The sequence below is a fragment of the Agromyces chromiiresistens genome (genome assembly GCF_029167465.1).
GTDB classification, from domain to species: Bacteria; Actinomycetota; Actinomycetes; order Actinomycetales; family Microbacteriaceae; genus Agromyces; species Agromyces chromiiresistens.
In genome coordinates this window covers 672,230-694,031 of sequence record NZ_JARFNL010000001.1, presented here as the reverse complement: position 1 = coordinate 694,031, position 21,802 = coordinate 672,230, and the positions used below count along the sequence as shown (strand labels likewise).

Annotated in this window: 15 protein-coding genes; 5 read left to right on the top strand and 10 right to left on the bottom strand. The window is 71.3% G+C overall.

From position 1 onward, the window contains the following. Positions 1-12: 12 nt before the first annotated feature. Complete coding sequence (locus PX701_RS03035) at positions 13-1,128, bottom strand: hypothetical protein (RefSeq protein ID WP_275505450.1); 1,116 nt, start codon at positions 1,126-1,128, stop codon at positions 13-15. A 105-nt stretch (positions 1,129-1,233) separates the two neighbouring features. Here PX701_RS03035 and PX701_RS03030 point away from each other — a divergent pair, with 105 nt between their 5' ends. Then, the gene (locus tag PX701_RS03030; protein ID WP_275505449.1) at positions 1,234-1,881 is read left to right on the top strand and encodes a hypothetical protein; all 648 of its coding nucleotides are present in this window, start codon (positions 1,234-1,236) and stop codon (positions 1,879-1,881) included. Continuing rightward, positions 1,881-2,645: a hypothetical protein gene (locus PX701_RS03025; protein WP_275505448.1), complete on the top strand. Its 765-nt coding sequence runs from the start codon at positions 1,881-1,883 to the stop codon at positions 2,643-2,645. Before PX701_RS03030 ends, PX701_RS03025 begins: the two co-directional genes overlap by 1 nt. Positions 2,646-2,660: 15 nt before the next feature. On the opposite strand, the gene PX701_RS03020 is transcribed toward PX701_RS03025, so the two are convergent. The 8 genes from PX701_RS03020 to PX701_RS02985 form a co-directional block, all read right to left on the bottom strand. Beyond that, the gene (locus PX701_RS03020; RefSeq protein WP_231430073.1) at positions 2,661-2,999 is read right to left on the bottom strand and encodes a hypothetical protein; all 339 of its coding nucleotides are present in this window, start codon (positions 2,997-2,999) and stop codon (positions 2,661-2,663) included. Beyond that, the gene (locus PX701_RS03015; protein ID WP_275505447.1) at positions 2,999-3,859 is read right to left on the bottom strand and encodes a T6SS immunity protein Tdi1 domain-containing protein; all 861 of its coding nucleotides are present in this window, start codon (positions 3,857-3,859) and stop codon (positions 2,999-3,001) included. The genes PX701_RS03020 and PX701_RS03015 overlap by 1 nt, the downstream gene beginning before the upstream one ends. Positions 3,860-4,071: 212 nt before the next feature. After that, complete coding sequence (locus tag PX701_RS03010) at positions 4,072-5,220, bottom strand: hypothetical protein (protein WP_275505446.1); 1,149 nt, start codon at positions 5,218-5,220, stop codon at positions 4,072-4,074. A 201-nt stretch (positions 5,221-5,421) separates the two neighbouring features. Continuing rightward, positions 5,422-9,318, bottom strand: a complete 3,897-nt coding sequence (gene rpoC, locus PX701_RS03005) for a DNA-directed RNA polymerase subunit beta' (protein ID WP_231430070.1) — start codon at positions 9,316-9,318, stop codon at positions 5,422-5,424. Between the two features lie 41 nt (positions 9,319-9,359). Next, the gene (rpoB, locus tag PX701_RS03000) at positions 9,360-12,851 is read right to left on the bottom strand and encodes a DNA-directed RNA polymerase subunit beta (protein WP_231430069.1); all 3,492 of its coding nucleotides are present in this window, start codon (positions 12,849-12,851) and stop codon (positions 9,360-9,362) included. A 298-nt stretch (positions 12,852-13,149) separates the two neighbouring features. Continuing rightward, entirely contained in the window at positions 13,150-15,789 is a 2,640-nt protein-coding gene (locus PX701_RS02995; RefSeq protein WP_275505445.1) for an Ig-like domain-containing protein, read from the bottom strand. A 139-nt stretch (positions 15,790-15,928) separates the two neighbouring features. Continuing rightward, complete coding sequence (locus PX701_RS02990; RefSeq protein ID WP_231430067.1) at positions 15,929-16,333, bottom strand: hypothetical protein; 405 nt, start codon at positions 16,331-16,333, stop codon at positions 15,929-15,931. 1 nt (position 16,334) lies between these two features. Further along, positions 16,335-16,712, bottom strand: coding sequence for a hypothetical protein (locus PX701_RS02985; protein ID WP_231430066.1), 378 nt, complete (start codon positions 16,710-16,712; stop codon positions 16,335-16,337). Positions 16,713-16,942: 230 nt separating this feature from the next. Here PX701_RS02985 and PX701_RS02980 point away from each other — a divergent pair, with 230 nt between their 5' ends. Continuing rightward, complete coding sequence (locus PX701_RS02980; RefSeq protein ID WP_275505444.1) at positions 16,943-19,615, top strand: helix-turn-helix transcriptional regulator; 2,673 nt, start codon at positions 16,943-16,945, stop codon at positions 19,613-19,615. A 38-nt stretch (positions 19,616-19,653) separates the two neighbouring features. Here PX701_RS02980 and PX701_RS02975 read toward each other — a convergent pair whose 3' ends face one another. Next, positions 19,654-20,010, bottom strand: a complete 357-nt coding sequence (locus PX701_RS02975; protein ID WP_231430064.1) for a group I truncated hemoglobin — start codon at positions 20,008-20,010, stop codon at positions 19,654-19,656. A gap of 102 nt (positions 20,011-20,112) precedes the next feature. Here PX701_RS02975 and PX701_RS02970 point away from each other — a divergent pair, with 102 nt between their 5' ends. Together PX701_RS02970 and PX701_RS02965 are read left to right on the top strand one after the other, a co-directional pair. Then, the gene (locus PX701_RS02970) at positions 20,113-20,880 is read left to right on the top strand and encodes a spermidine synthase (protein WP_275505443.1); all 768 of its coding nucleotides are present in this window, start codon (positions 20,113-20,115) and stop codon (positions 20,878-20,880) included. Positions 20,881-20,926: 46 nt separating this feature from the next. Then, the gene (locus PX701_RS02965; RefSeq protein ID WP_231430062.1) at positions 20,927-21,796 is read left to right on the top strand and encodes a spermidine synthase; all 870 of its coding nucleotides are present in this window, start codon (positions 20,927-20,929) and stop codon (positions 21,794-21,796) included. The last annotated feature ends 6 nt before the right edge of the window (positions 21,797-21,802 follow it).

The following is a 21,802-nucleotide window of genomic DNA, read 5'->3' as shown; positions in this document are numbered from 1 at the left end:
CCAACCTCTCTGTCATTGCACGCCTGCACGGTCGAGCGTTCGGATGAGCGGGGCGAAGACGCCGACTCGCTCCGTCGAGTCGGACTCCACGGGAACCCGCGGCACGATGGCCGAGACGACGCCCGCGTCGTCACCGTCATCGTCGTCGGCGTCGATCGTCGTCGCCGGCACCGGACCGGATACGGGAAGCTCTGCGCCGTCACCCACGACGGTGACCGAGCCGCTGGCCTGCTCGCCCTCGCTCGAGGCGACGTGGAAGTCGAACTGGTCGACGGCGGCGCCCCGCGAACGGAACTCGGCGATGCCGTCGGGACGGCAGACGACCGATCCGTGGATCGGCGCCCCGCACCCGAGCAGGCTGATCTCGGCACCGCCGACATCGAACGCGAGCTCGTTCAGGTCGATCGTCTGGGACTCCCCGTCGGCCGCGACGAACACGTTCATGGCGACGAGCACCCCCTCTGGCCGGTAGACCGGGATCTCGACCGTCGCCTCGGGCGACCACGTGCCGAAGTCGTCGGCGAAGCGCAGCCCGACGCCGGCGAGCCCCGCGTACGAGGCGCTCGGCCGGAACACGAGGTGGGTCGAAGTCGCACCTGCGGTGCCGGCGCCGGCTGGTTCGACGCCGACGACGTCGAGCCGGCCGCCTTCCTTGCACACCGCGCACTCGATGTCGAGCGCGCTGATCGGGATCATGACCGTCGAGCCCGCGGCGACGGGGTACCCGAAACGGATGTCGTGGGCGACCGGGGTCTCGGGCGGGGCGAGCCGCACGACGTAGCGGAACACCATCGACGTGCCGCCATTGGTCTGCGGCACGGGGAGCAGGATCGCACCGGCCTCGGGGTCGTACGCCTCGGCGGTCAGCACGATGTGCTCGGCATCGCACGCCGTCACGAGCGGCGAGGCCTGCTCGGGCGGGCCGCAGTCGCTGATGCGCCAGCCCGCGGCCGGCTCGATCGTCGTGCTGCCGAGGTAGGGCACCTCGACCTCGGTCGGCGAGGCGGCCGGCGGCACCACCTCGTCGGCGACCGCCTGCGAGGCGCCGAACGACAGGCCGAACGTCGCGAGGAAGGCGACGGCACCGACGACGGCCGTGATCGCACGACGGCCGATCGATCTGGTCACCGGTCTCCCCGTCGTCGCGCTGGAACGCCCGGCTCGGCGTTCGGGTTACCATGGTACGCGCTCAGCCGCGACGTCCGTCGCGCCCACCGTGCACGAAGGGTCACGATGTCCGCCTCGTCTCGACGCCGCGATTTCCGATCCACCCTGCGATCGCACGACCAGGTCTCGGCGCCGGCGGCGCCCCCGACGCGGCATCCCGGTCAGCCGGCCGTGCCCGGCGCCGCGGCCGCTCAGCAGGCCGTCCTCGGCGCCGCCCAGGGCCAGACCGCGCTCCAGTCGGCCGGCGGGGCGCGACCGCTCAGCAGCGCCGGTTCGGTGCTCCCGGTGCTCGCCGAGGCCCCCAAGCAGGCTCGCCGCTGGTGGCGCCACCCGGCCTTCCTCGTGTCGGTCGGCCTCACCTTCGTCGCCGTCGCCGCCACGGCCACGCTCCTCATCGTGTCCGCCGTGACCGACGACTCGGTCACGGTGAGCGGGCTCTCGGCCGAGGTCGCCGAGGGCAACCTGCATCTCGACTGGAGCGGCCCCGACGCCGAGTACAGCCTCTACGCGGTCGACGGGGACGGCACGGCGACCGACCTCACCCAGTTCGTGCGCGGCACCGAGGCCTGGCTGTACTCCGCTGCGGCGGTCTACGACGACAGCACCTGCTTCGTCGTGCGCCCCGGCGGCAGCGACGCCGCCGTCGCCCTCGACGCGGCGACCCTCGACGCACAGCGCGCCCAGAGCGTGTGCACCGCCGACGCGGTCTCGTGATGTCGTTCTCCGCCCGTGCGGCCGGCCTCGCCGGGGCCGCGGCGTGCGCGATCGTGCTGGCGGGTTGCACCGGTGCACCTGCCGCACCGCCGCCGACGCCGACGCACCTGCTCGCGCCGCCCGACGGCGAGCCGATCGCCGGCAACGGCCTCTGGCTGCTCGCGGGCCCCGACGCGACCCACGAGATCGCCGAGGCGATCAGCGGGGCGGGTGCGGTGCAGTACCACGGCTCGTACACCGAACTCACCTCGCCGAGCGACGGGTCCGAGCCGCGCGCGGGTCGCGGCCTCGCCGTCGACTACCGCGGCCGGGCCGGCGAGTACGCGGCGAAGATCACGGCGGGCGACGAACGGGTCGAGGTCGTCGCCGTCGACGGACGCACGTACGTTCGTGGCAATGAGGCGTATGCGAGCGCCCATGGGATCCCCGACGCGGCGGACGGGTTCGTCTGCGCCACCGGCGACGACTCGCTCGTCGCAGAATGGGCGCCCCTGCTCGAACCCGGTGAGCTGGTCGAGTCGCTCCTCGCGTCGAGCGAATCGGTCTCGGTCGAGCCGCCGCTCGGCGATGCCGACCTCATCGACGTGATCGTCGGCCAGACCGGCGCCCCCGTCGGCGTGCTCACGGTCGCCCGCTCCGGCGCTCCGCTGCCGCGGGAGTTCCGTGCCGCCGACGGCACCGGCGACGGCACCTTCGCGTTCGAGGGCTGGGGCGAGCCGATCGAGATCGAGCCGCCGGCCGAGCTGTCGGTCGCCTGCGGCTGAGCCGCAGCGTGAGGCTCAGGCCGGATCCCACCCCGGGAAGCCGGCGCAGCCGATCGTGAGTCGGATGAACCCGTCGGTCTTGTCGGTCAGGATCGCGTACGACGCGGCGGCGTCACCGGCGTCGACGGCCTCCTGCATGCGATCGAGATTGCGCAGGGCGGTGGGGATCCACTCGACGAAGGCCCCCGCCGGCAGGCCGGACGGGTCTTCGGCGAGGATGCCGCGCACGTCGCGGATCGCCCGGCCCAGCTCTGGCAGGTCCTGCGGCCGGTACGCGGCCGAGATGCTGACGGCGACGAGCTCGGTGACCGGTCCGCGCAGCTGGTCGCAGCGCTGCTCGAGCGTGTCGGCCATCAGGCGCCCGCCCCGGTCCGGTCGATGTCGAACTTCTCGAGCGGCGTGCGCACGCCGTCGCGGAAGGCTCCGAGCCCCGACTCGAAATCGACGGCCGAGCCGACGAACAGCACCGACTCGTCGGGCGCGACGTAGATCTTGCCGCCGCCCCTCGCGGCGTGCACGAGGCACACTCCGAGACCGTCGGGCAGTTCGAGCACGTTGAGGACGGGGTCGGTCGTCAGCTTCGCGAACAGCGCCGTGCCGACCTCGACCAGACGAGCCGAGCCCGCCTCGGCGTCGGGACGCGATGCTGCGGGAACCTGCAGCCGATGCCGCACCTTCGGCGTACCCGCCTGGCGGACCGCGAGCGAGAGATACTCGGCGAGCCCGACCACCTGCAGCCCGTCGGGCTCGGCAGGGCCGCCGACCGACGGCGCGACGTGGCCGAAGCACTGCTCGAAGCCCGGCACCCCGGCTCGCTCGCGCGCTACGGGGTACGGCTGCCACTCCCATGCGGCCTCCCGCTGGGCGGGATCTTCCACGAACGCGACGAGGTCGTCGAAGCTCGCCCCCTCGATCACGTCGATGGCACCGAACCTGGCCTTGACGACGAAGTACCGACCGTCGTTGTGCATGACGAAGTCGCCCAGCGCGGTGGTGAACAGCACCGTCGCGCCCTCGGGCAGTGCCATGGCTCCGGCGACCGTCTCGGCCGCGCGCGCCGGGTCGACGAATCGGAAGTATCCGTCGTCGCCGACCATGCCGGCCCCGATCGAGCGCCAGAGCCGTGCGACCTCGGCGGGCACGCGGGGCTCGAAGTCCGCGATCGTGGCGTCGGAGATCGGTGCGACCGGGTCGAAGCTGCGGAACCTCGTCATGGATGCCTTTCTCGTGGCGGAGACGCGCGGCCTCGCCGTCGCGCGTCCGCCCGCGGATCGTGCGCCCGGTCGTTGCCGAGCGCCTCGTGCAGTCTACCGGCGGCCGTCCGGCACGGAATGGGGAGCGGTCCCCATGCGGGCGCGCGCGGACCGCGGCTCACCATGGCGCGCACGGCGGCGCGCCGTGCGGACCGGCCCCTCGTGCGCTCGGTTCAGCCCTCCCGCGCCTGCGGCCCGGCCGCGAGCTCGCGGTCGTACGCCTCCAACGCCTCGCGGTTCCGCTCGGTGACGGTACGGCCTCGGGCGGCGATCCAGCCGCCGAGCCAGATCGGGACCTCGCGGGCGATGACCGCTGCGACGATCGCGAACGGGTCGAGCCAGCGCTGCCCGACGAACGCGGCGGCCTCGTCGAAGGTGAGCGTCCACGCCTCGACCGTCAGCAGCGCGCCGCCGATGTACGCGAAGTAGACGAGCGCGCCGACGAGGACGCCGAAGACGACGTACGCCCACCACCGGCCGCGGTTCACGATCGCGGCGAGGATCGCGAACCCGATGAAGAACGCCGCGATCGGCACCCAGTACACGGGCTTGGCGAGGAATCGCTCGAGGTACACGTCGTTGACCGCGTCGACGTTCGCCTGCGTCATCAGCAGCAGGTACGCGACGCCCGCATAGAGCAGCGCGAAGAGCGCGGTGCCGATGAGCGCGACGAGCACGCCGAAGGCTCGGTTGCCCTTCGCCTTCGGTGGCTCGGGCACCTGCACGTAGACGGTCTGCGCGGACGGCGCGAACGCCTCGGTCGGCTCCGGCGCGAGGGTCGCCGCGCCGGCGGCGCCGACCGTCGCGGCGGTCGACGGCGGCACGTAGGTCTCGCGGCGTACGGCACCGGCCGGAACGGGCGACGGCACGGCGTCGGTGTCGTCGACGCCGTCGTGTTCGGCCGCTGCGGCGGCCGCGACGTCGTCGTCGGATGCCTCGTGGCCGGCGTTCGCCCGTTGCACGGCCGCGTCGAGCGCGCTGGTGTCGGCCGGGGCGGTCGGCTCGGGCTCCTCGAGGGCTGCCGCGGGCGAGGCATCCCCCGGGCTCGCGACGGCGGCGTCGTGCGCATCACCCTCGGTCGACGCGACCGAGGCGACGACCTCGTCATCGCCCGGCGCTGCGGCGGCGGGCTCGCCGTCGGCGCGACCGGGATCGGCAGGGGCGTCGTCGTGCGCGGGGGCATCGTCGGCGGCGGCACCGTCGGCCGGAGCGGGCTCGTCGACGGCCGCGGTCTCGTCGGGCGCGCGCGCGGCGTCCGGGCTCTCGGGCTCGGGCACGGCGTCGCCGTCGAGCGGCTCTGATCCGGGCGTCGTGCTGCTCATGATCGCGCTCCTTCCGGGCACCCTCGTACCCCGCGGTGGGCCCACTGTAACAATGGGCGACCACGGCGCCGGTACGCCGCGCGGCGATGCCGGCAGCGGGTCGACGCCGCGGAGAAGCCGAACGGCCCCCGATCCGGTCGGATCGGGGGCCGTTCGTGGATCTCGACTCGGCGCTGCGCGCCTCGTCGATCACCGGGTGGTTCAGCTGTAGTTGCCGGGCGTGAAGTCGTCGCTCGAGAACGCGTCGAAGTCGACGAAGCTGAGGTCGCCCTCGCTGAAGGCCGCGTCGTCGGTGAAGATGCGGTTCGGGTAGCGCTCCGCCTTCGCCTCCTCGGTGGCCTCGACCGCGACGTTCCGGTACTTGCCGAGGCCAGTACCCGCCGGGATCAGCTTTCCGATGATCACGTTCTCCTTGAGGCCGACCAGCGGGTCGCTCTTGCCCTCCATGGCGGCCTGCGTGAGCACGCGGGTCGTCTCCTGGAAGGACGCGGCCGACAGCCACGACTCGGTCGCCAGCGAGGCCTTGGTGATACCCATGACCTCCTGACGGGCCGACGCCGTCTTCTTGCCCTCGGTCAGCGACGCGCGGTTGATCTCGTTGTACTTCATGCGGTCGACGAGCTCACCGGGCAGCAGGTCGGTGTCGCCGTGGTCGACGACGGTGACCTTGCGCAGCATCTGGCGCACGATGACCTCGATGTGCTTGTCGTGGATCGGCACGCCCTGCGAGCGGTACACGTCCTGCACGCCGTTGACGAGGTGCTTCTGCACCTCTCGGACGCCCTTGACCCGGAGGACCTCCTTCGGGTCGACGGTGCCGACGATGAGCTGCTGGCCGAGCTCGACGTGCTGGCCGTCTTCCACGAGCAGCGTCGAACGCTTGAGCACGTTGTACGTGATCGGCTCGTCGCCGTTGTCGGGCGTGAGGATGACCTTGCGCTGCTTGTCGGTCTCGTCGATCGTGATGCGACCCGGGGCCTCGACGATGGGCGACGCACCCTTGGGGGTGCGGGCCTCGAAGAGCTCCTGCACGCGGGGAAGACCCTGCGTGATGTCGTCGGCCGAAGCCGAACCACCGGTGTGGAAGGTACGCATCGTGAGCTGCGTGCCGGGCTCACCGATCGACTGGGCCGCGATGATGCCGACGGCCTCGCCGATGTCGACGAGCTTGCCGGTCGCGAGCGAACGGCCGTAGCACCTCGCGCAGACGCCGACGCCGGACTCGCAGGTGAGCACCGAGCGGACCCGGATCGACTCGACGCCCGCGGCGATGAGCTCGTTGATGAGCACGTCGCCGACATCGCTGCCGGCCTCGGCCACGACCTCGCCCTTGGCGTTCACGGCGTCGGCCGCGAGCGACCGCGCGAACACCGAGTTCTCGACGTTGGGGTCGCGGACGAGCTCGCCCGAGGCATCCACCGTCGCGATGGGCAGCTCGAGGCCCTTGGTCGTGCCGCAGTCGTCCTCGCGGATGATGACATCCTGCGAGACGTCCACGAGTCGACGCGTGAGGTAACCCGAGTCGGCCGTACGGAGGGCCGTGTCGGCCAGACCCTTGCGGGCACCGTGCGTCGCGATGAAGTACTCGGCCACCGAGAGGCCCTCGCGGTAGCTCGAGATGATCGGGCGAGGGATGATCTCACCCTTCGGGTTGTTCACGAGGCCTCGCATGCCGGCGATGTTGCGCACCTGCAGCCAGTTACCACGAGCGCCCGACGTGACCATGCGGTTGATGGTGTTGTCGGTCGGGAAGTTCTCCTGCATGGCCTTGGCGACCTCGTCGGTGGCCTTCGTCCAGATCTGGATGAGCTCCTGACGACGCTCGAGGTCGGTCGTGAGACCCTTCTCGAACTGCGACTGCACCTTGGCCGCCTGCTTCTCGTACTTCGCGACGATCTCGCCCTTCGAGGGGGGCGTGATGATGTCGGAGAGCGCGACGGTGACGCCCGAACGGGTCGCCCAGCGGAAGCCGGCGTCCTTGATGCGGTCGAGGGTCGCGGCCACCTCGGTCTTGGGGTAGCGCTCGGCGAGGTCGTTGACGATCTCCGAGATCTGGCCCTTGCCGGCCTGGCGGTTGAAGTACGGGTAGTCCACGGGGAGCGCCTCGTTGAAGAGGGCGCGACCGAGGGTCGTCTCCATGAGGAACGGCTTGCCCGACACGAAGCCCTCGGGCTCGTCGCCCTCGGCGAAGTGGAGGCCGTCGAGACGGATCTTCACCTTCGCGCCGAGGTCGAGCTCGTGCTGGCCCGGACGGTTCTGGTCGAACGCGAGGATGGCCTCGGCGATCGACGAGAACGCGCGGCCCTCGCCGGCGCCGCCGGGCTTCTCGGTCGTCAGGTGGTGCAGGCCGATGATCATGTCCTGCGAGGGCAGGGTCACCGGACGGCCGTCCGACGGCTTCAGGATGTTGTTCGAGGCGAGCATCAGGATGCGGGCCTCGGCCTGGGCCTCGACCGACAGCGGCAGGTGCACGGCCATCTGGTCGCCGTCGAAGTCCGCGTTGAAGGCGGCGCAGACGAGCGGGTGGAGCTGGATGGCCTTGCCCTCGACGAGCTGCGGCTCGAACGCCTGGATGCCGAGACGGTGCAGCGTGGGCGCACGGTTCAGCAGCACGGGGCGCTCGCGGATGATCTCTTCGAGGACGTCCCACACGTGCGGGTTCGAGCGCTCGACCATGCGCTTGGCCGCCTTGATGTTCTGGGCGTGGCTCAGGTCGATGAGGCGCTTGATCACGAACGGCTTGAAGAGCTCGAGCGCCATCTGCTTGGGCAGACCGCACTGGTGCAGCTTCAGCTGCGGGCCGACGACGATGACCGAACGGCCCGAGTAGTCGACGCGCTTGCCGAGCAGGTTCTGGCGGAAGCGACCCTGCTTGCCCTTGAGCATGTCGCTCAGGGACTTGAGGGCGCGGTTGCCGGTACCCGTGACGGGGCGACCGCGGCGGCCGTTGTCGAACAGCGCGTCGACGGCCTCCTGGAGCATGCGCTTCTCGTTGTTCACGATGATCTCGGGGGCACCGAGGTCGAGGAGGCGGCGCAGACGGTTGTTGCGGTTGATCACACGACGGTAGAGGTCGTTGAGGTCGCTGGTCGCGAAGCGGCCGCCGTCGAGCTGGACCATCGGACGCAACTCCGGCGGGATCACCGGCACGACGTCGAGCACCATCGCCGCGGGCGAGGTGCTCGTCGCGAGGAACGAGTTGACGACGCGCAGGCGCTTGATGGCGCGGATCTTCTTCTGGCCCTTGCCCTCGGCGATCTGCAGGTGCAGGTCTTCCGCCTCGGCGGCCAGGTCGAAGCTCTCGAGGCGCTTCTTGATGGCCTCGGCGCCCATGTAGGCGTCGAAGTACATGCCGAAGCGGTCCTGGAGCTCGTGGAAGTCCGAGTCCTCGGGCTTGAGGTCGCCGACCTTGAGGGTGCGGAAGGCCTCCCACACGCGCTCGAGGTGCGCGATCTGCTCGTCGCCCGACTTGCGGACCTGGGCCATCTCCTTGTCGGCGGCGGCCTCGGCGCGCTTGCGCTGGTCGCTCTTGGCGCCCTCGGCCTCGAGTGCCGCGAGCTCCTCCTCCTTGCGGGCCATGAGCGTCGCGATGCGCGCGTCGCGCTGGTCGCCGATGGTCTTGATCTCGAGCCGGAGCTCGTTCTCGAGGCCGGGCATGTCGGCGTGACGACCCTCGTCGTCGACGTCGATCACCATGTAGGCGGCGAAGTAGATGACCTTCTCGAGGTCCTTCGGCGCCATGTCGAGCAGGTACCCGAGGCGCGAGGGCACGCCCTTGAAGTACCAGATGTGCGTCACCGGGGCGGCGAGCTCGATGTGGCCCATCCGCTCACGGCGGACGGAGGACTTGGTGACCTCCACGCCGCATCGCTCGCAGACGATGCCCTTGAAGCGCACGCGCTTGTACTTGCCGCAGGCGCACTCCCAGTCACGGCTGGGTCCGAAGATCTGCTCGCCGAAGAGCCCGTCCTTCTCGGGCTTCAGCGTGCGGTAGTTGATGGTCTCGGGCTTCTTGACCTCGCCGTAGGACCACTTGCGGATGTCCTCTGCGGTGGCCAGGCCGATACGAAGCTCATCGAACGTCGTTGCGTCGAGCAATTTCTCTCCTAGATTCCTGAAGTCGTTTCGTACCTGGCGGTTCAGATCTCGTCGATGTTCGACGACTCGAAGCGCGCGGAGATGTTGATGCCGAGCTCCTCCGCAGCGCGGAAGGCCTCGTCATCGGTGTCGCGGAGCGAGACCGCGGTGCCGTCGGCCGAGAGGACCTCGACGTTCAGGCAGAGCGACTGCATCTCCTTCATGAGCACCTTGAACGACTCGGGGATGCCGGGCTCCTGGATGTTCTCGCCCTTGACGATCGCCTCGTAGACCTTGACGCGGCCGAGGATGTCGTCGGACTTGATCGTGAGGAGCTCCTGCAGCGCGTACGCGGCGCCGTAGGCCTGGAGCGCCCAGACCTCCATCTCACCGAATCGCTGGCCACCGAACTGCGCCTTACCACCGAGCGGCTGCTGGGTGATCATCGAGTACGGGCCCGTCGAACGCGCGTGGATCTTGTCGTCGACCAGGTGGTGCAGCTTCAGGATGTACATGTAGCCGACCGACACGGGGTACGGGAACGGCTCGCCCGAGCGGCCGTCGAAGAGCTGCGTCTTGCCGCTCGAGTCGATGAGCCGCTCGCCGTCGCGGTTGGGGAGCGTCGAGTCGAGCAGACCCGCGATCTCCTCCTCGAAGGCGCCGTCGAACACCGGGGTCGCGACCTTGGTGCCGGGCGCGGCCTCGTGGGCGGCCTCGGGCAGGCGCTTGGCCCACGCCGGCTTGCCCTCGACCTTCCAGCCCTGCTTCGCGACCCAGCCGAGGTGGGTCTCGAGCACCTGGCCGAAGTTCATTCGACCCGGGATGCCGAGCGGGTTCAGGATGACGTCGACCGGAGTGCCGTCGGCGAGGAACGGCATGTCCTCGACCGGCAGGATCTTCGAGATGACGCCCTTGTTGCCGTGGCGGCCGGCGAGCTTGTCGCCCTCGGTGATCTTGCGCTTCTGGGCGATGTAGACGACCACGCGCTGGTTGACGCCCGAGCCGAGCTCGTCGTCGCCGTCCTGCGCGTCGAACACCTTGACGGCGATGATCGTGCCCTGCTCGCCGTGGGGCACCTTGAGGGAGGTGTCGCGGACCTCGCGGCTCTTCTCGTTGAAGATCGCGCGGAGCAGACGCTCTTCGGCCGACAGCTCGGTCTCGCCCTTCGGCGTGACCTTGCCGACGAGGATGTCGCCGGGGCGGACCTCGGCGCCGATGCGGATGATGCCGCGCTCGTCGAGGTCGGCGAGCAGGTCGGGGCTCACGTTGGGGAGGTCACGGGTGATCTCCTCCTTGCCGAGCTTCGTGTCGCGCGCGTCGACCTCGTACTCCTCGATGTGGATCGACGAGAGCACGTCGTCCTTCACGAGGTTCTGGCTGAGGATGATCGCGTCCTCGAAGTTGTGGCCCTCCCACGGCATGAACGCGACGAGGAGGTTCTTGCCGAGCGCGAGCTCGCCGTTGTCGGTGGCGGGGCCGTCGGCGATGACCTCGCCGGCCTCGACGCGCTCACCGGCGTTGACGATCACGCGGTTGTTGTACGAGGTGCCCTGGTTCGAGCGGTCGAACTTGCGCAGGAAGTAGGTCTGCGTGCCGCCCTCGTCGAGCTGCACGGTGACCGAGTCGGCCGAGACCTCGGCGACCACACCGGCCTTGTCGGCGGTGATGACGTCGCCGGCGTCGATCGCGGCGTAGCCCTCCATACCGGTGCCCACGAACGGCGAGTCGCTGCGGAGCAGCGGCACGGCCTGGCGCTGCATGTTCGCACCCATGAGGGCGCGGTTCGCGTCGTCGTGCTCGAGGAACGGGATGAGCGACGTGCCGACCGACACCATCTGGCGCGGCGAGACATCCATGTAGCCGATCTCGTCGGCCGGGAACAGGTCGACCTCGCCGCCCTTCTTGCGGGCGAGCACGCGCTCCTCCACGAAGTGGCCGTCGGCCTTCAGCGGCGCGTTGGCCTGGGCGACGATGTAGTCCTCTTCCTCCATCGCCGTGAGGTAGTCGATCTTGTCGGTGACCTTGCCGGCCTCGACCTTGCGGTACGGGGTCTCGATGAAGCCGAACGAGTTGATGCGGGCGAACGACGCGAGCGAGCCGATGAGGCCGATGTTCGGGCCTTCAGGGGTCTCGATCGGGCACATGCGGCCGTAGTGCGACGGGTGGACGTCACGGACCTCGACGCCCGCGCGGTCGCGCGAGAGACCGCCGGGGCCGAGCGCCGAGAGGCGGCGCTTGTGGGTCAGGCCCGCGAGCGGGTTGTTCTGGTCCATGAACTGCGACAGCTGCGAGGTGCCGAAGAACTCCTTGATCGCGGCGACGACGGGTCGCACGTTGATCAGGGTCTGCGGGGTGATCGCCTCGATGTCCTGCGTCGTCATGCGCTCGCGGACGACGCGCTCCATGCGGCTGAGGCCGGTGCGCACCTGGTTCTGGATGAGCTCGCCGACCGCGCGGATGCGACGGTTGCCGAAGTTGTCGATGTCGTCGACGTCGAGGCGCAGCTCGACCGCCTTGCCGCCGCGGCGGCCGGGCAGCGTGTCGCGCTCGTCGTGCAGGGCGACGAGGTACTTGATCGTGGCCACGATGTCCTGCACCGTGAGCACCGAGTCGGTGAGGGGGGCCTCGAGACCGAGCTTGTTGTTGATCTTGTACCGGCCGACCTTCGCGAGGTCGTAGCGCTTCGGGTTGAAGTAGAAGTTGTCGAGGAGCGCGCGCGCGGCCTCGGCGGCGACCTGCTCGCCCGGACGGAGCTTGCGGTAGATGTCCTTGAGCGCCTCTTCCTTCGTGAGGATGTTGTCCTTCTCGAGGGTGAGCGCGATCGACTCGTAGCCGGCGAACTCCTCGAGGATCTCCTCGCTCGTGAGGCCGAGGGCCTTCAGGAAGACGGTGACCGACTGCTTGCGCTTGCGGTCGATGCGGACGCCGACCTGGTCGCGCTTGTCGATCTCGAACTCGAGCCACGCGCCGCGGCTCGGGATGACGCGGGCCGAGTAGATGTCCTTGTCCGAGGTCTTCTCGGGGGTGCGCTCGAAGTAGACGCCGGGCGAACGGACGAGCTGCGAGACGACGACGCGCTCGGTGCCGTTGATGACGAACGTGCCCTTGGGGGTCATGAGCGGGAAGTCGCCCATGAAGACCGTCTGGGTCTTGATCTCACCCGTGAGGTGGTTCATGAACTCCGCGTTCACGTAGAGCGGAGCGGAGTAGGTCTTCGACTTCTCCTTGCACTCGTCGATCGTGTACTTCGGCGGCTCGAGCTCGGGGTTCGTGAACGAGAGCTGCATGGTCTCGCCGAGGTCCTCGATGGGCGAGATCTCCTCGAAGATCTCCTCGAGGCCCGTGGTCTCGGGCAGGTCCTGCCGGCCCGCCGACTTCGCCTCGGCGACGCGTGCCTTCCACGCGTCGTTGCCGACGAGCCAGTCGAAGCTCTCGGTCTGGAGTGCGAGCAGGTCGGGTACCGTGAGGGTGTCGGTGACCTTGGCGAACGAGAGACGGCTTGCACCGCGTCCGTTCTTGGGAGTGGGCGTGGTCGCGTTGCGCGCAGCAGCCAAGTGAATAACCTCCATGGCCCCGTCGGGCCGGTTCACTGTCGGTAGCGGAGAGTTCAGTACCCCTCAGACACGAGCGAGTGACCGGGACCGGAAGGTCTCGACTCGCCCGGAAGCCGACCGCAATATGAAGGCATGGTGGGTCTGGGAGCGCAAACGTCAACTATATGCGATTCGACGCGCCAAGTCCAGCGAGATTCTTGATTTGTTCGCGGATGTCCGGTATAACCGCGCGTCGGCCCCGATTCGAGGATGCCGCGAGGGGCCGATTCCCGCGAGAATCGGCCCCTCGCGCCCGGTTTCAGCGGATGCCGTCGCGCCGGCGCAGGCGTGCGGCGACGAGCGCCACGAGTCCCAGCATCACGGCGAGGGCGGATGCCTCGGCCGCGCCCCGCGCGTCGGCCCCGGTCTCGGCGAGGGCCGAGACGTCGGCGTCGTCGGCGGCGGGTGCCGCGACCGGTGCGGCATCCTCGGGGCGGGCCGGAGTGGCGGCCGGCTCGCCGGCGCCTCCCGGTTCGGCCGGGCCGGCCGGGTCATCGCCGTCGGGCGTGCCGCCGGCCGCGCCGTCGTCGGGTGCACCCGGATCGGCGGGCTCGGCCGGGGTGCCCGGCTCGGTCGGGTCCCCTTCGCCCGACGAGGCATCGAGCACCTCGATCCTCACCGTCGGGTAGTTGTACTCGCCGTCCGCGAACAGCACGTAGCGGAAGGTGTCGCTGCCGGTGAAGTCCGGCTCCGGCGAGTAGACGAACGAACCGTCCGCGTTCCAGTCGATCGACCCGTGCGCCGGCTCGGTGAGCAGGTAGGCGACGGACTTCTCGACCCCCGCGGGGGCGTGGTCGTTCGCGAGCAGACCGGGTGCGGCGACCTCGAGTGCCGCGCCCCTCGTCGTCGTGTAGGCGTCGTCGGCGCCCATCACCGGCTCCTCGCCCTCGGCGAAGATGACGACCTCGGCGGACGGCGAGTTCACCTTGCTGCGGCCGTCGGTGATCGAGAACTCGAGCCAGGCCGTGCCGGTGAACCCGGCGTCGGCCGTGAAGGTGAAGGAGCCGTCCTCGGCCATCTCGACCTCGCCGTGACCGAGCGCGGGGTACGCGACGAGCACCGCGAGCGGGTCGCCGTCGGCGTCGGCGTCGTTCGCGAGCACGCCGCCGGCGGCCGGAACGGTGATCGACTCGCCCGACTGCACGAAGTAGCGATCCGCCGTCGGCACGGGCGGCGTGTTGGTCGAGCCGTCGGACTCGACCACGTCGATCGTGATCTCGGCCTCGTTCCAGCTGACGAGCCCGTGCTCGTCGCGCACCGAGTACGTGAGCCGGTCGGTGCCGACGAACCCGGCCGGCGGGGTGTACGTCGACCAGCCGTCGCTGTACGTCTTCCACGTGCCCGCCGGGAGATCTCCCGTGCCTGCCCACTCGAGCGCGTCGCCGTCGGCATCGGTGTCGTTCGCGACCTGGCTCGGTGCGGGCAGGTAGAGCGACTCCCCCGCGACCACCGAGTAGTGGTCGTCGACCGCGACCGGGCGGTGGTTCACGCTGCCGTCGCCGACCTGCAGTTCGACCGCGACCGACGCGCTGAGGTATCCGTGGGAGTCCTTCGCGCGATAGTGGAAGGTGTCGACGCCGGTGTAACCGGGCAACGGGGTGTAGACGAAGCCGCCGTTCGCCGCCCAGGCGAGGTCGCCCGAGAGCCCGTCGGCATCGACGACGACCTCGAGGGTGTCGCCGGGTTCGGGGTCGGTGTCGTTGAACAGCAGGCCGGGGGTCTTGATCGAGAGCATCGTGTCCTGCACGACGCCGAACACGTCGGGTTCCGCGGTCGGCGTGCCGGGAATCTCATCGGGGCCGGACGGCTCGGAGCCGGGTGCGGCCGGATACAGCCACAGATACCCGTCGTCGCAGCCGACGGCCGTGCACACACGGTACTCGAGCGTGGCGGTCAGACCCGGTGCGTCGCCCGGGTCGATGTAGAACGAGCCGTCGGTGCCGAGCATCTGGACGTCCCCGTTGCCGACGTGCGCGCCGTACGGGAAGGTGAGCGAGGTGACCGGCAGGCCGTCGAGCTGGTCGTTCACGAGCAGCCCCTGGTGCCCGCCGATGTAGAGCGGGGTCTCGGGCGCGTAGATGTACGTGTCGTCGACGGCGACGGGCTGCGCGTCGACGTCGCTTCCGGTCGGCAGCACGTCGATCGTGACGGTCGCCCAGTTGCTGTCGAGGTCGTCGGCGCCGTGGTCGTCGCGAACGTGGTAGTCGAAGGTCACCGTGCCGGTGAATCCCGGCACCGGCGTGTACCTGAACGACGGTCCGCCGTTGAAGACCACGAGTTCGCCGCTCGCGGGGAAGGTGTTCTCGTTGATGCGGAACCAGTCGCCGTCGGCATCGTAGTCGTTCGCCTGCATGGCCGGGTCCTGCACGGTGAGCGTCGTGTCCTGCACCATCTGCCAGTGGTCGTCGACCGCCACGGGCGCCGTGTTCGCGTCGCCCGCGCCCTGCGGCTCGGGCGCGAACGACGGTGCCGCGGGCTGCTTCGCCTGGGATGCCTCGGCGTCAGCCTCGTCGAGCGGCGCTTCGCCGCCCGACGGATCGCCGACGGGCAGTTGCTCGGCGACGTCGGCGGCCGGCACGTCGGCCGGCGCCTCGTCGGCCGGCACGTCGTCGGCCGGCACGTCGTCGGCCGACACGTCCTCGGCCGGCACCTCCCCGGCCGGCACCTCCTCGGCGGGCGCGTCCTCGGTCGACGCGTCGGCGGAGGGGCCCTCGGGGGTTGCGTCGTCGACGGGCGCCGACGCGGCGACCGTGCCCTCCGTCGGAACGACCTCCGCGGCGCACGCGGCGAGCGGCGCGCCCGCGGTGACGACGGCGACGGCCATCGCAAGGCCGGCGATGCGGGCGGCCGCGCGGCGCGGCATCCCCTCGTCGGCTGACTGGTGGTCTCGGAATCGCATCGGTGTCTGCTTTCGTGTCGTGATCGTGATGGTGGATCGTGCTCGAGGAAGGTGGGGGCGAGCCCCCGCCGTTCGGGTGCCGGCGGGGGCTCCGGTGGGCGACGGAGGCTCGGGTCGTCCGTCGTCCGGCGGGGCGGGCTCAGCCGCCCCACTCGACGCGCACCGTGTCGGGGCGTCCCGGCACGAGGCTCACGTCGAGGGTCGCGCCGGGCAGGGCGCGAGCGAGGTGCAGCGGCGCGAGCTGCTCCGTTCGGGTGACCGGCAGCGGCACGCCGCCCGGCATGAGCACGTGCAGGTCGAGCTCGACGAGCGAGTTCATGCCGATCATCATCGGCAGCTGGCGCGCGTCGAGGATCGTCGCCGTCGTGCGCAGGCGCTGCCCTTCGAGAGCCGGCTCGGCCTGGGCTGGCATCGAGGCGGCCATCATGCGGCTCGCCTGCTCCATCTGCGCCTTGGCCTGCGCCATGCTCGCGCCGACGTCCAGGCGCTGCTGCGCCTCGTAGCCCTGGCGGGTCAGCGTCGCGAGGTCGCGGAGGAAGCCCATCTCACACCGCCTGGTAGATCTCGTTGAAGCGGCGACCGACACCGCGGTCGGCCTGGATGCGGGCGGCCCAGCCGGCGGCCGCCGACGCCCACGACGCCTCGTCGACGCCGAACATCGCGGCGACGGCCGGAAGCTTCGTCGCGTCGTAGCCGTAGGCCGCGATGCCCTTCGAGATGCGGGCGTAGCGGTCGAGGTCGACACCCGCGATCGGGTCGAGGTTGCCGGGCTGCGGGTCGGCGGTCATCGCCTGCACCGCCTGGATGTCCATCTGCTGCCGGTACTGCTCGGACTGCGCCTGCAGCTGGTTCGCCTGGTCGATGAGGCCGGGAGCGGCCTTCACCATCTCGGCCATGTCGCCGAACTGCTTGAAGAGGTTCATGCTCGTTTCCTTCCGGGTGGTGTTCCCGGATCGTCCGGGGTGATGCCATGAGGTTCCCGCGACGCGCCGTGCCGCCGGATGGGCAGTGGCTGCTCATTCGCGACGCCCGGCATTACTCAGGGGCATCCCGCGATTGCTCACCGGCCGACTGCGACACCCCCTGTGCGGGGTACTGCGCGGCGAGGCATCCCGGCCGTACAGTGAATCGTCCCGATCACCGAAAGGCGCCGATGGCCTCGAACGATCCCGATGCGGCAGCCGGACCCGAGCCCGACCTCGACGGCGCGTGGCCGCTCGTCGGCCGTGACGGCCAGGTCGCGCGCGCCGTCGGCGCCCTGCAGGGCGGGCAGGCGCGCTCGGTGTTCCTCTACGGGCCGTCCGGCATCGGCAAGAGCCGCATCCAGTCGGCCGTCGGCGACCTGCTCGACGAGGCCGGGTGGCTCGTGCTGACCGCGAGCGGCAACCCGGCACTGTCGGCCGTGCCGTTCGCGACCGTCGCCCCGGCCCTGGCCCGGGGCATCGACGATCCGGTGCTGCCCAAGGTGAGCGACCCACTCGCGCTCTTCACGTCGACGAGCGCGACCATCGCCGACCTCGCCGGCGGACGGCGCACGGTGATCGCGGTCGACGACCTCTCCTCCGCCGACAGCGTCTCGGTGGGACTCATCGCCCAGCTCGTCGCGGCGGGCTCGCTCTCGCTCATCGCGACGCTCCCCGAGGGCGAACCGGTGCCCGACGGGGTGCTGCCGATCGCGTCGTCTGCCGACTCGGTGCGCATCGACGTGCCGGCGCTCGACCTCGACGAGATCACCGAGCTGATCGCGCAGGTGCTCGGCGCGCCGATCGCCCACCGCGACGCGGTCGAGCTCCACCGCGCCTCGCACGGCAACCCGCTCTTCCTGCGCGAGCTCGTGATCGGCGCCGTCGAGACCGGCGCCCTCGTGCGCGCGGGCGAGCACTGGCAGCTCGAGGGCGACCCGGTCGGCACGCCCGCGCTGCGCGACCTCATCCGCGCGCGACTGCGGGGCCTCGGCACGGAGGAGCGCGACGCGATCGAGCGGCTCGCGCTCTGCGAACCGCTCGGCATCGACGAGTTCGTGCGCCCCGGCGCGCCCGAGGCGCTCGCCGAGCTCGAGCTGCGCGGCATGATCCGCGTCGACGAGTCGGGCCACGGCATCGCCATCACCCTCGCGCACCCGCAGTACGCCGGCGCCGTGCGCGAGTCGCTGCCGCGCATCAGGGCGATCTCGCTGCTCATCGAGCAGGCCGATGTCGTCGAGCGGGGGCCGATGACCGTCGTCGACGAACTGCGCATCGCGATGTGGCGGCTCGACGCCGGCCGGCCCTCCGACCCCGAGCTGCTGATCCGCTCGGCCGACCTCGCACAGCGCGCCCACGACCATCGCACCGCCGAGCGGCTCGCGGCGGCCGCGATCGGCGCCGGCGCGACGGATGCCTCCGCGCACATGCTGCACGCCGACCTGCTGTGGTCGCTCGGCCGGGGCGCCGAGGCGCTCGACGCCCTCGCCAACGCCGAGTCCGCGGCGCGCGCGACCGATCACCCCGAGGCGACCCTCGCGGCGATCGCCGCCAAGCGGGCCGAGATCTACGGCGGCGACCCGCTCGGCAGCGAGCGCGGCATCCGGCTGCTGGAGGAGATCGGCCGCGCCCTGCCCGAGCAGCTGCCGATGCTGCTCATCAGCAAGGCGACCCTCGTGCTGCACCTGCTGCGCGCGAACGAGGCGCTCGCCCTCGTCGACGAGGCCGCCGGCTACCTCGGCGACAGCGCCGTCGAACGCGCGCTCGTCTCGCTCGGGCGCGCGATGCCGCTCTCGCAGATGCAGCGCTCGGCCGAGGCGATCGCCGAGGCCGAGGCCGCCGTCGCGTACGCCTCGACCGAGGGTGCGCACATCCCGAAGCGTCGCGCGCAGGTGCCGTACGCGTACGCGCTCATCGAGTGCGACCGTTACGACGACGCGCGCCGGGTCACGATCGAGATGCTGCACGACGCGATCCGCAACGACGACGAGCTCACCGCCCGGCACGCCGAGTTCCTCATGGGCCGCCAGTTCTGGGCGGCGGGCCGGCTCGACACCGCCGCGCGCTGGTTCCGCGACAGCCTGAGCGGCGCCGAACTGCGCGGGCCGGCGTCGCTGCGCGGCCCCTCGCTCGGCTTCCTCACCGTGATCGCCTGCATGCAGGGCGACCTCGACCGCGCCCGCGAGCTGCGCGGCCGGTTCGAGGCCGGGTACGACCGGGAGGACACGCTCACCGCGCTCGCAGACGCGTGGCTCGCACGCACCGAGGGCGACACCGACGGCGCGGCGAAGATCCTGCTCGCCCGCGTCGAGCAGGTGCTGCCGCGCGGCGCCGTCAACGTGAGCTCGGTCTTCCTGCACAACCTCGCACGCCTCGGCTCCCGCGCCCACGCGAAGGACGCGGCCGACCGCCTCTCGAGGCTCGAGCGACAGACCGGCGCCCCCGAGATCGCACGGCGCGCCCGTCACGCCCGGGCCGAGGCGGCGGCCGACGCCGCCGGGCTGCGCGCCGCCGGCGAGGAGTGGGAGCGCCTCGGCGGCCTGCTGTTCGCGGCCGAGGCGTTCGCCTCCGCGGGGCAGTCGGCCCGCGCCGACGGGCGGGGGCGCGAGTCATCCGCCGACCTGCAGCGCGCCGCGGCGCTCGCCGCCGCGTGCGAGGGGGCGCGCACGCCGCTGCTCACCTTCACCGACGGCTCGGAGCCGCTCACGCCCCGCGAGCGCGAGATCGCGTCGCTCGCGGCCCAGGGGCTGAGCTCGAACGAGATCGCGCAGCGCCTCTTCCTGTCGCCGCGCACGGTGAACAACCACCTGCAGTCGACGTACACGAAGCTCGGCATCCGCGGGCGGCGCGAGCTGCAGTTGTAGTTCGCGCCCTGCAGCCGCGACCGTGCCGTGGACGGCGCCTACGCCGTGACGATGTCGGCGCGCATGCCCTCGAGCCGCTCGCCGACGGCGCCCACGGCCTCCTTCGCGACGCCGAGGTCGGCGAGCGCGGTCATGAGCGAGGCGACGACCCGGTCGAACGCGGCATCGGTGATCGCCATGTCGTGATGGGCCTCCCCGACCGACCGGCCGCTGAAGACCTGCGGACCGCCGAACGCCGCGGCGAGGAACGCGCGCTGGTGCGCCTGCAGCCGGTCGACGTCGACGCCCTCGAACCACGGCGCGAGCTCGGGATCGGCGACGATGCGGTGGTACATGACCGCCACCGCCGTGCGCACTCCGTCGCTGCCGCCGAGCTCGTCGTAGATCGCGTGCATCCGTCCTCCTCATCGGTCGTGGGTCCAGCATGGCGGATGCCTCGGGCGGACGCCTGAGCAATCGTTGCTCATTCCGCCCCCGATCCATGGGACGATGCCTCCGTGCCCGCGAGCCCCCGCCGCATCGAGTTCGAGACCGACGTGTTCTCGTCGACCGGGTTCACGCTGCTCGTCGACGACGTCGCCCAGTCGCACGTCGACCGGGCCGATCCGACGCGGCTCTTCTTCGAGTACGTGCGCCGCATCGGCCACGTCGTCGACGCGATGGGCCTGCCGGGCGAGCCGCTGCGCGTGCTGCACCTCGGCGGCGGCGCGATGACCCTGCCGCGCTACGTCGAGGCGACCCGTCCCGACTCGCAGCAGCTCGTCGTCGAGATCGACGGCGAGCTCGCCCGCCTCGTGCAGGATCGCCTGCCGCTGCCGACCGGCTCCGACATCGCCGTCCGGGTCGACGATGCGGCATCCGTCGTCGTGGAACTCCCGGGCGGGGCGTCGTTCGACCTCGTGATCGTCGACCTCTACGACCGGCTCGACGCGCCGGCGTTCGTCGAGACGGGCGTGTTCATGGGCGGATGCCTCGGGCTGCTCGCCGATCGCGGGCTGCTCGTCGTGAACGTGGCCGACGCGGCGGGCCTCGCCCGGCTCCGTGCACAGGCCCGTGCGATCGCACGTGCCGATCCGGGCACCGAGCTGCTCGTCGCGGGCGACGCGAGCGTCGTCTCGGGGGCGGAAGAGGGCAACGTCGTGCTCGTGGCGGCGCCCCGCGGGCTCCCGCCCGGGCTCGCCGGGCGGCTCGCCGCGCTCGGCCCCCATCCGGCTGCGGTGCTCGAGGGCGACCGGCTCGACTTCGCACTCTGGGGCGCCTGCTGACGCTCGCGCCCGGGCGCCCGCGCTCGACGGCGGGTAGCGTGGTGACGTGACCGCCGACCCCTCGCTCGAACGCCGCCTCACCGCGAGCGGGCACGTCGCCCGACTCGAGGAGTCGCGACAGGCGCCCGGATCGTGGACGCTCTACGTCGACGGCACCCCGCAGTCGCACGTCGAGCTCGAGCGGCCCGAGTGGCTCGGCTTCGAGTACGTGCGCCGCATCGGCCACGCCGTCGACCTCGTGCGCGACGCGGGCGAGCCGATCACCGCCGTGCATCTCGGCGGCGGCGCGCTCACCCTGCCGCGCTACGTCATCGCGACCCGGCCGGGCTCGCGGCAGCAGGTGATCGAGCTCGAGTCCGAGCTCGTCGACCTCGTGCGCGAGCACCTGCCGCTGCCGCGCGGCGCGCAACTCCGTATCCGTCACGGCGATGCCCGCGAGGTGCTCGCGAAGCTGCCGGGCGGGCTCGACGGGGCCGTCGACCTCGTGGTCGTCGACATCTTCTCGGGCGCGCGCACCCCCGCGCACGTCACGAGCGCGGAGTTCTACGGGCTCGTCGTTCCCCGCCTCGCGCCCGGCGGCATCGTCGCCGTGAACGTCGCCGACGGGGCGGGCCTCGCCTTCGCGCGTTCGCAGGCGGCGACGCTCTCGCACGTGTTCCCGCACGTCGCGATCGCGGCCGACACCGGCATGCTCAAGGGCCGGCGGTTCGGCAACATCGTCATGTACGCGTCGGACGCCCCGCTGCCGTTCGACGCGATGCCCCGACGCCTCGCGAGCGACCCCGCGCCGGCGAAGCTCGTCGAGGGCGACGAGCTCCGCCGCTTCATCGCGGGCGCCCCGGTCGTGACCGACGCCACCGCGGTGCCGTCGCCGCCGCCGGCCCGCTCGATCTTCCTGACGAAGCCCGGCGGTTGACGCCTG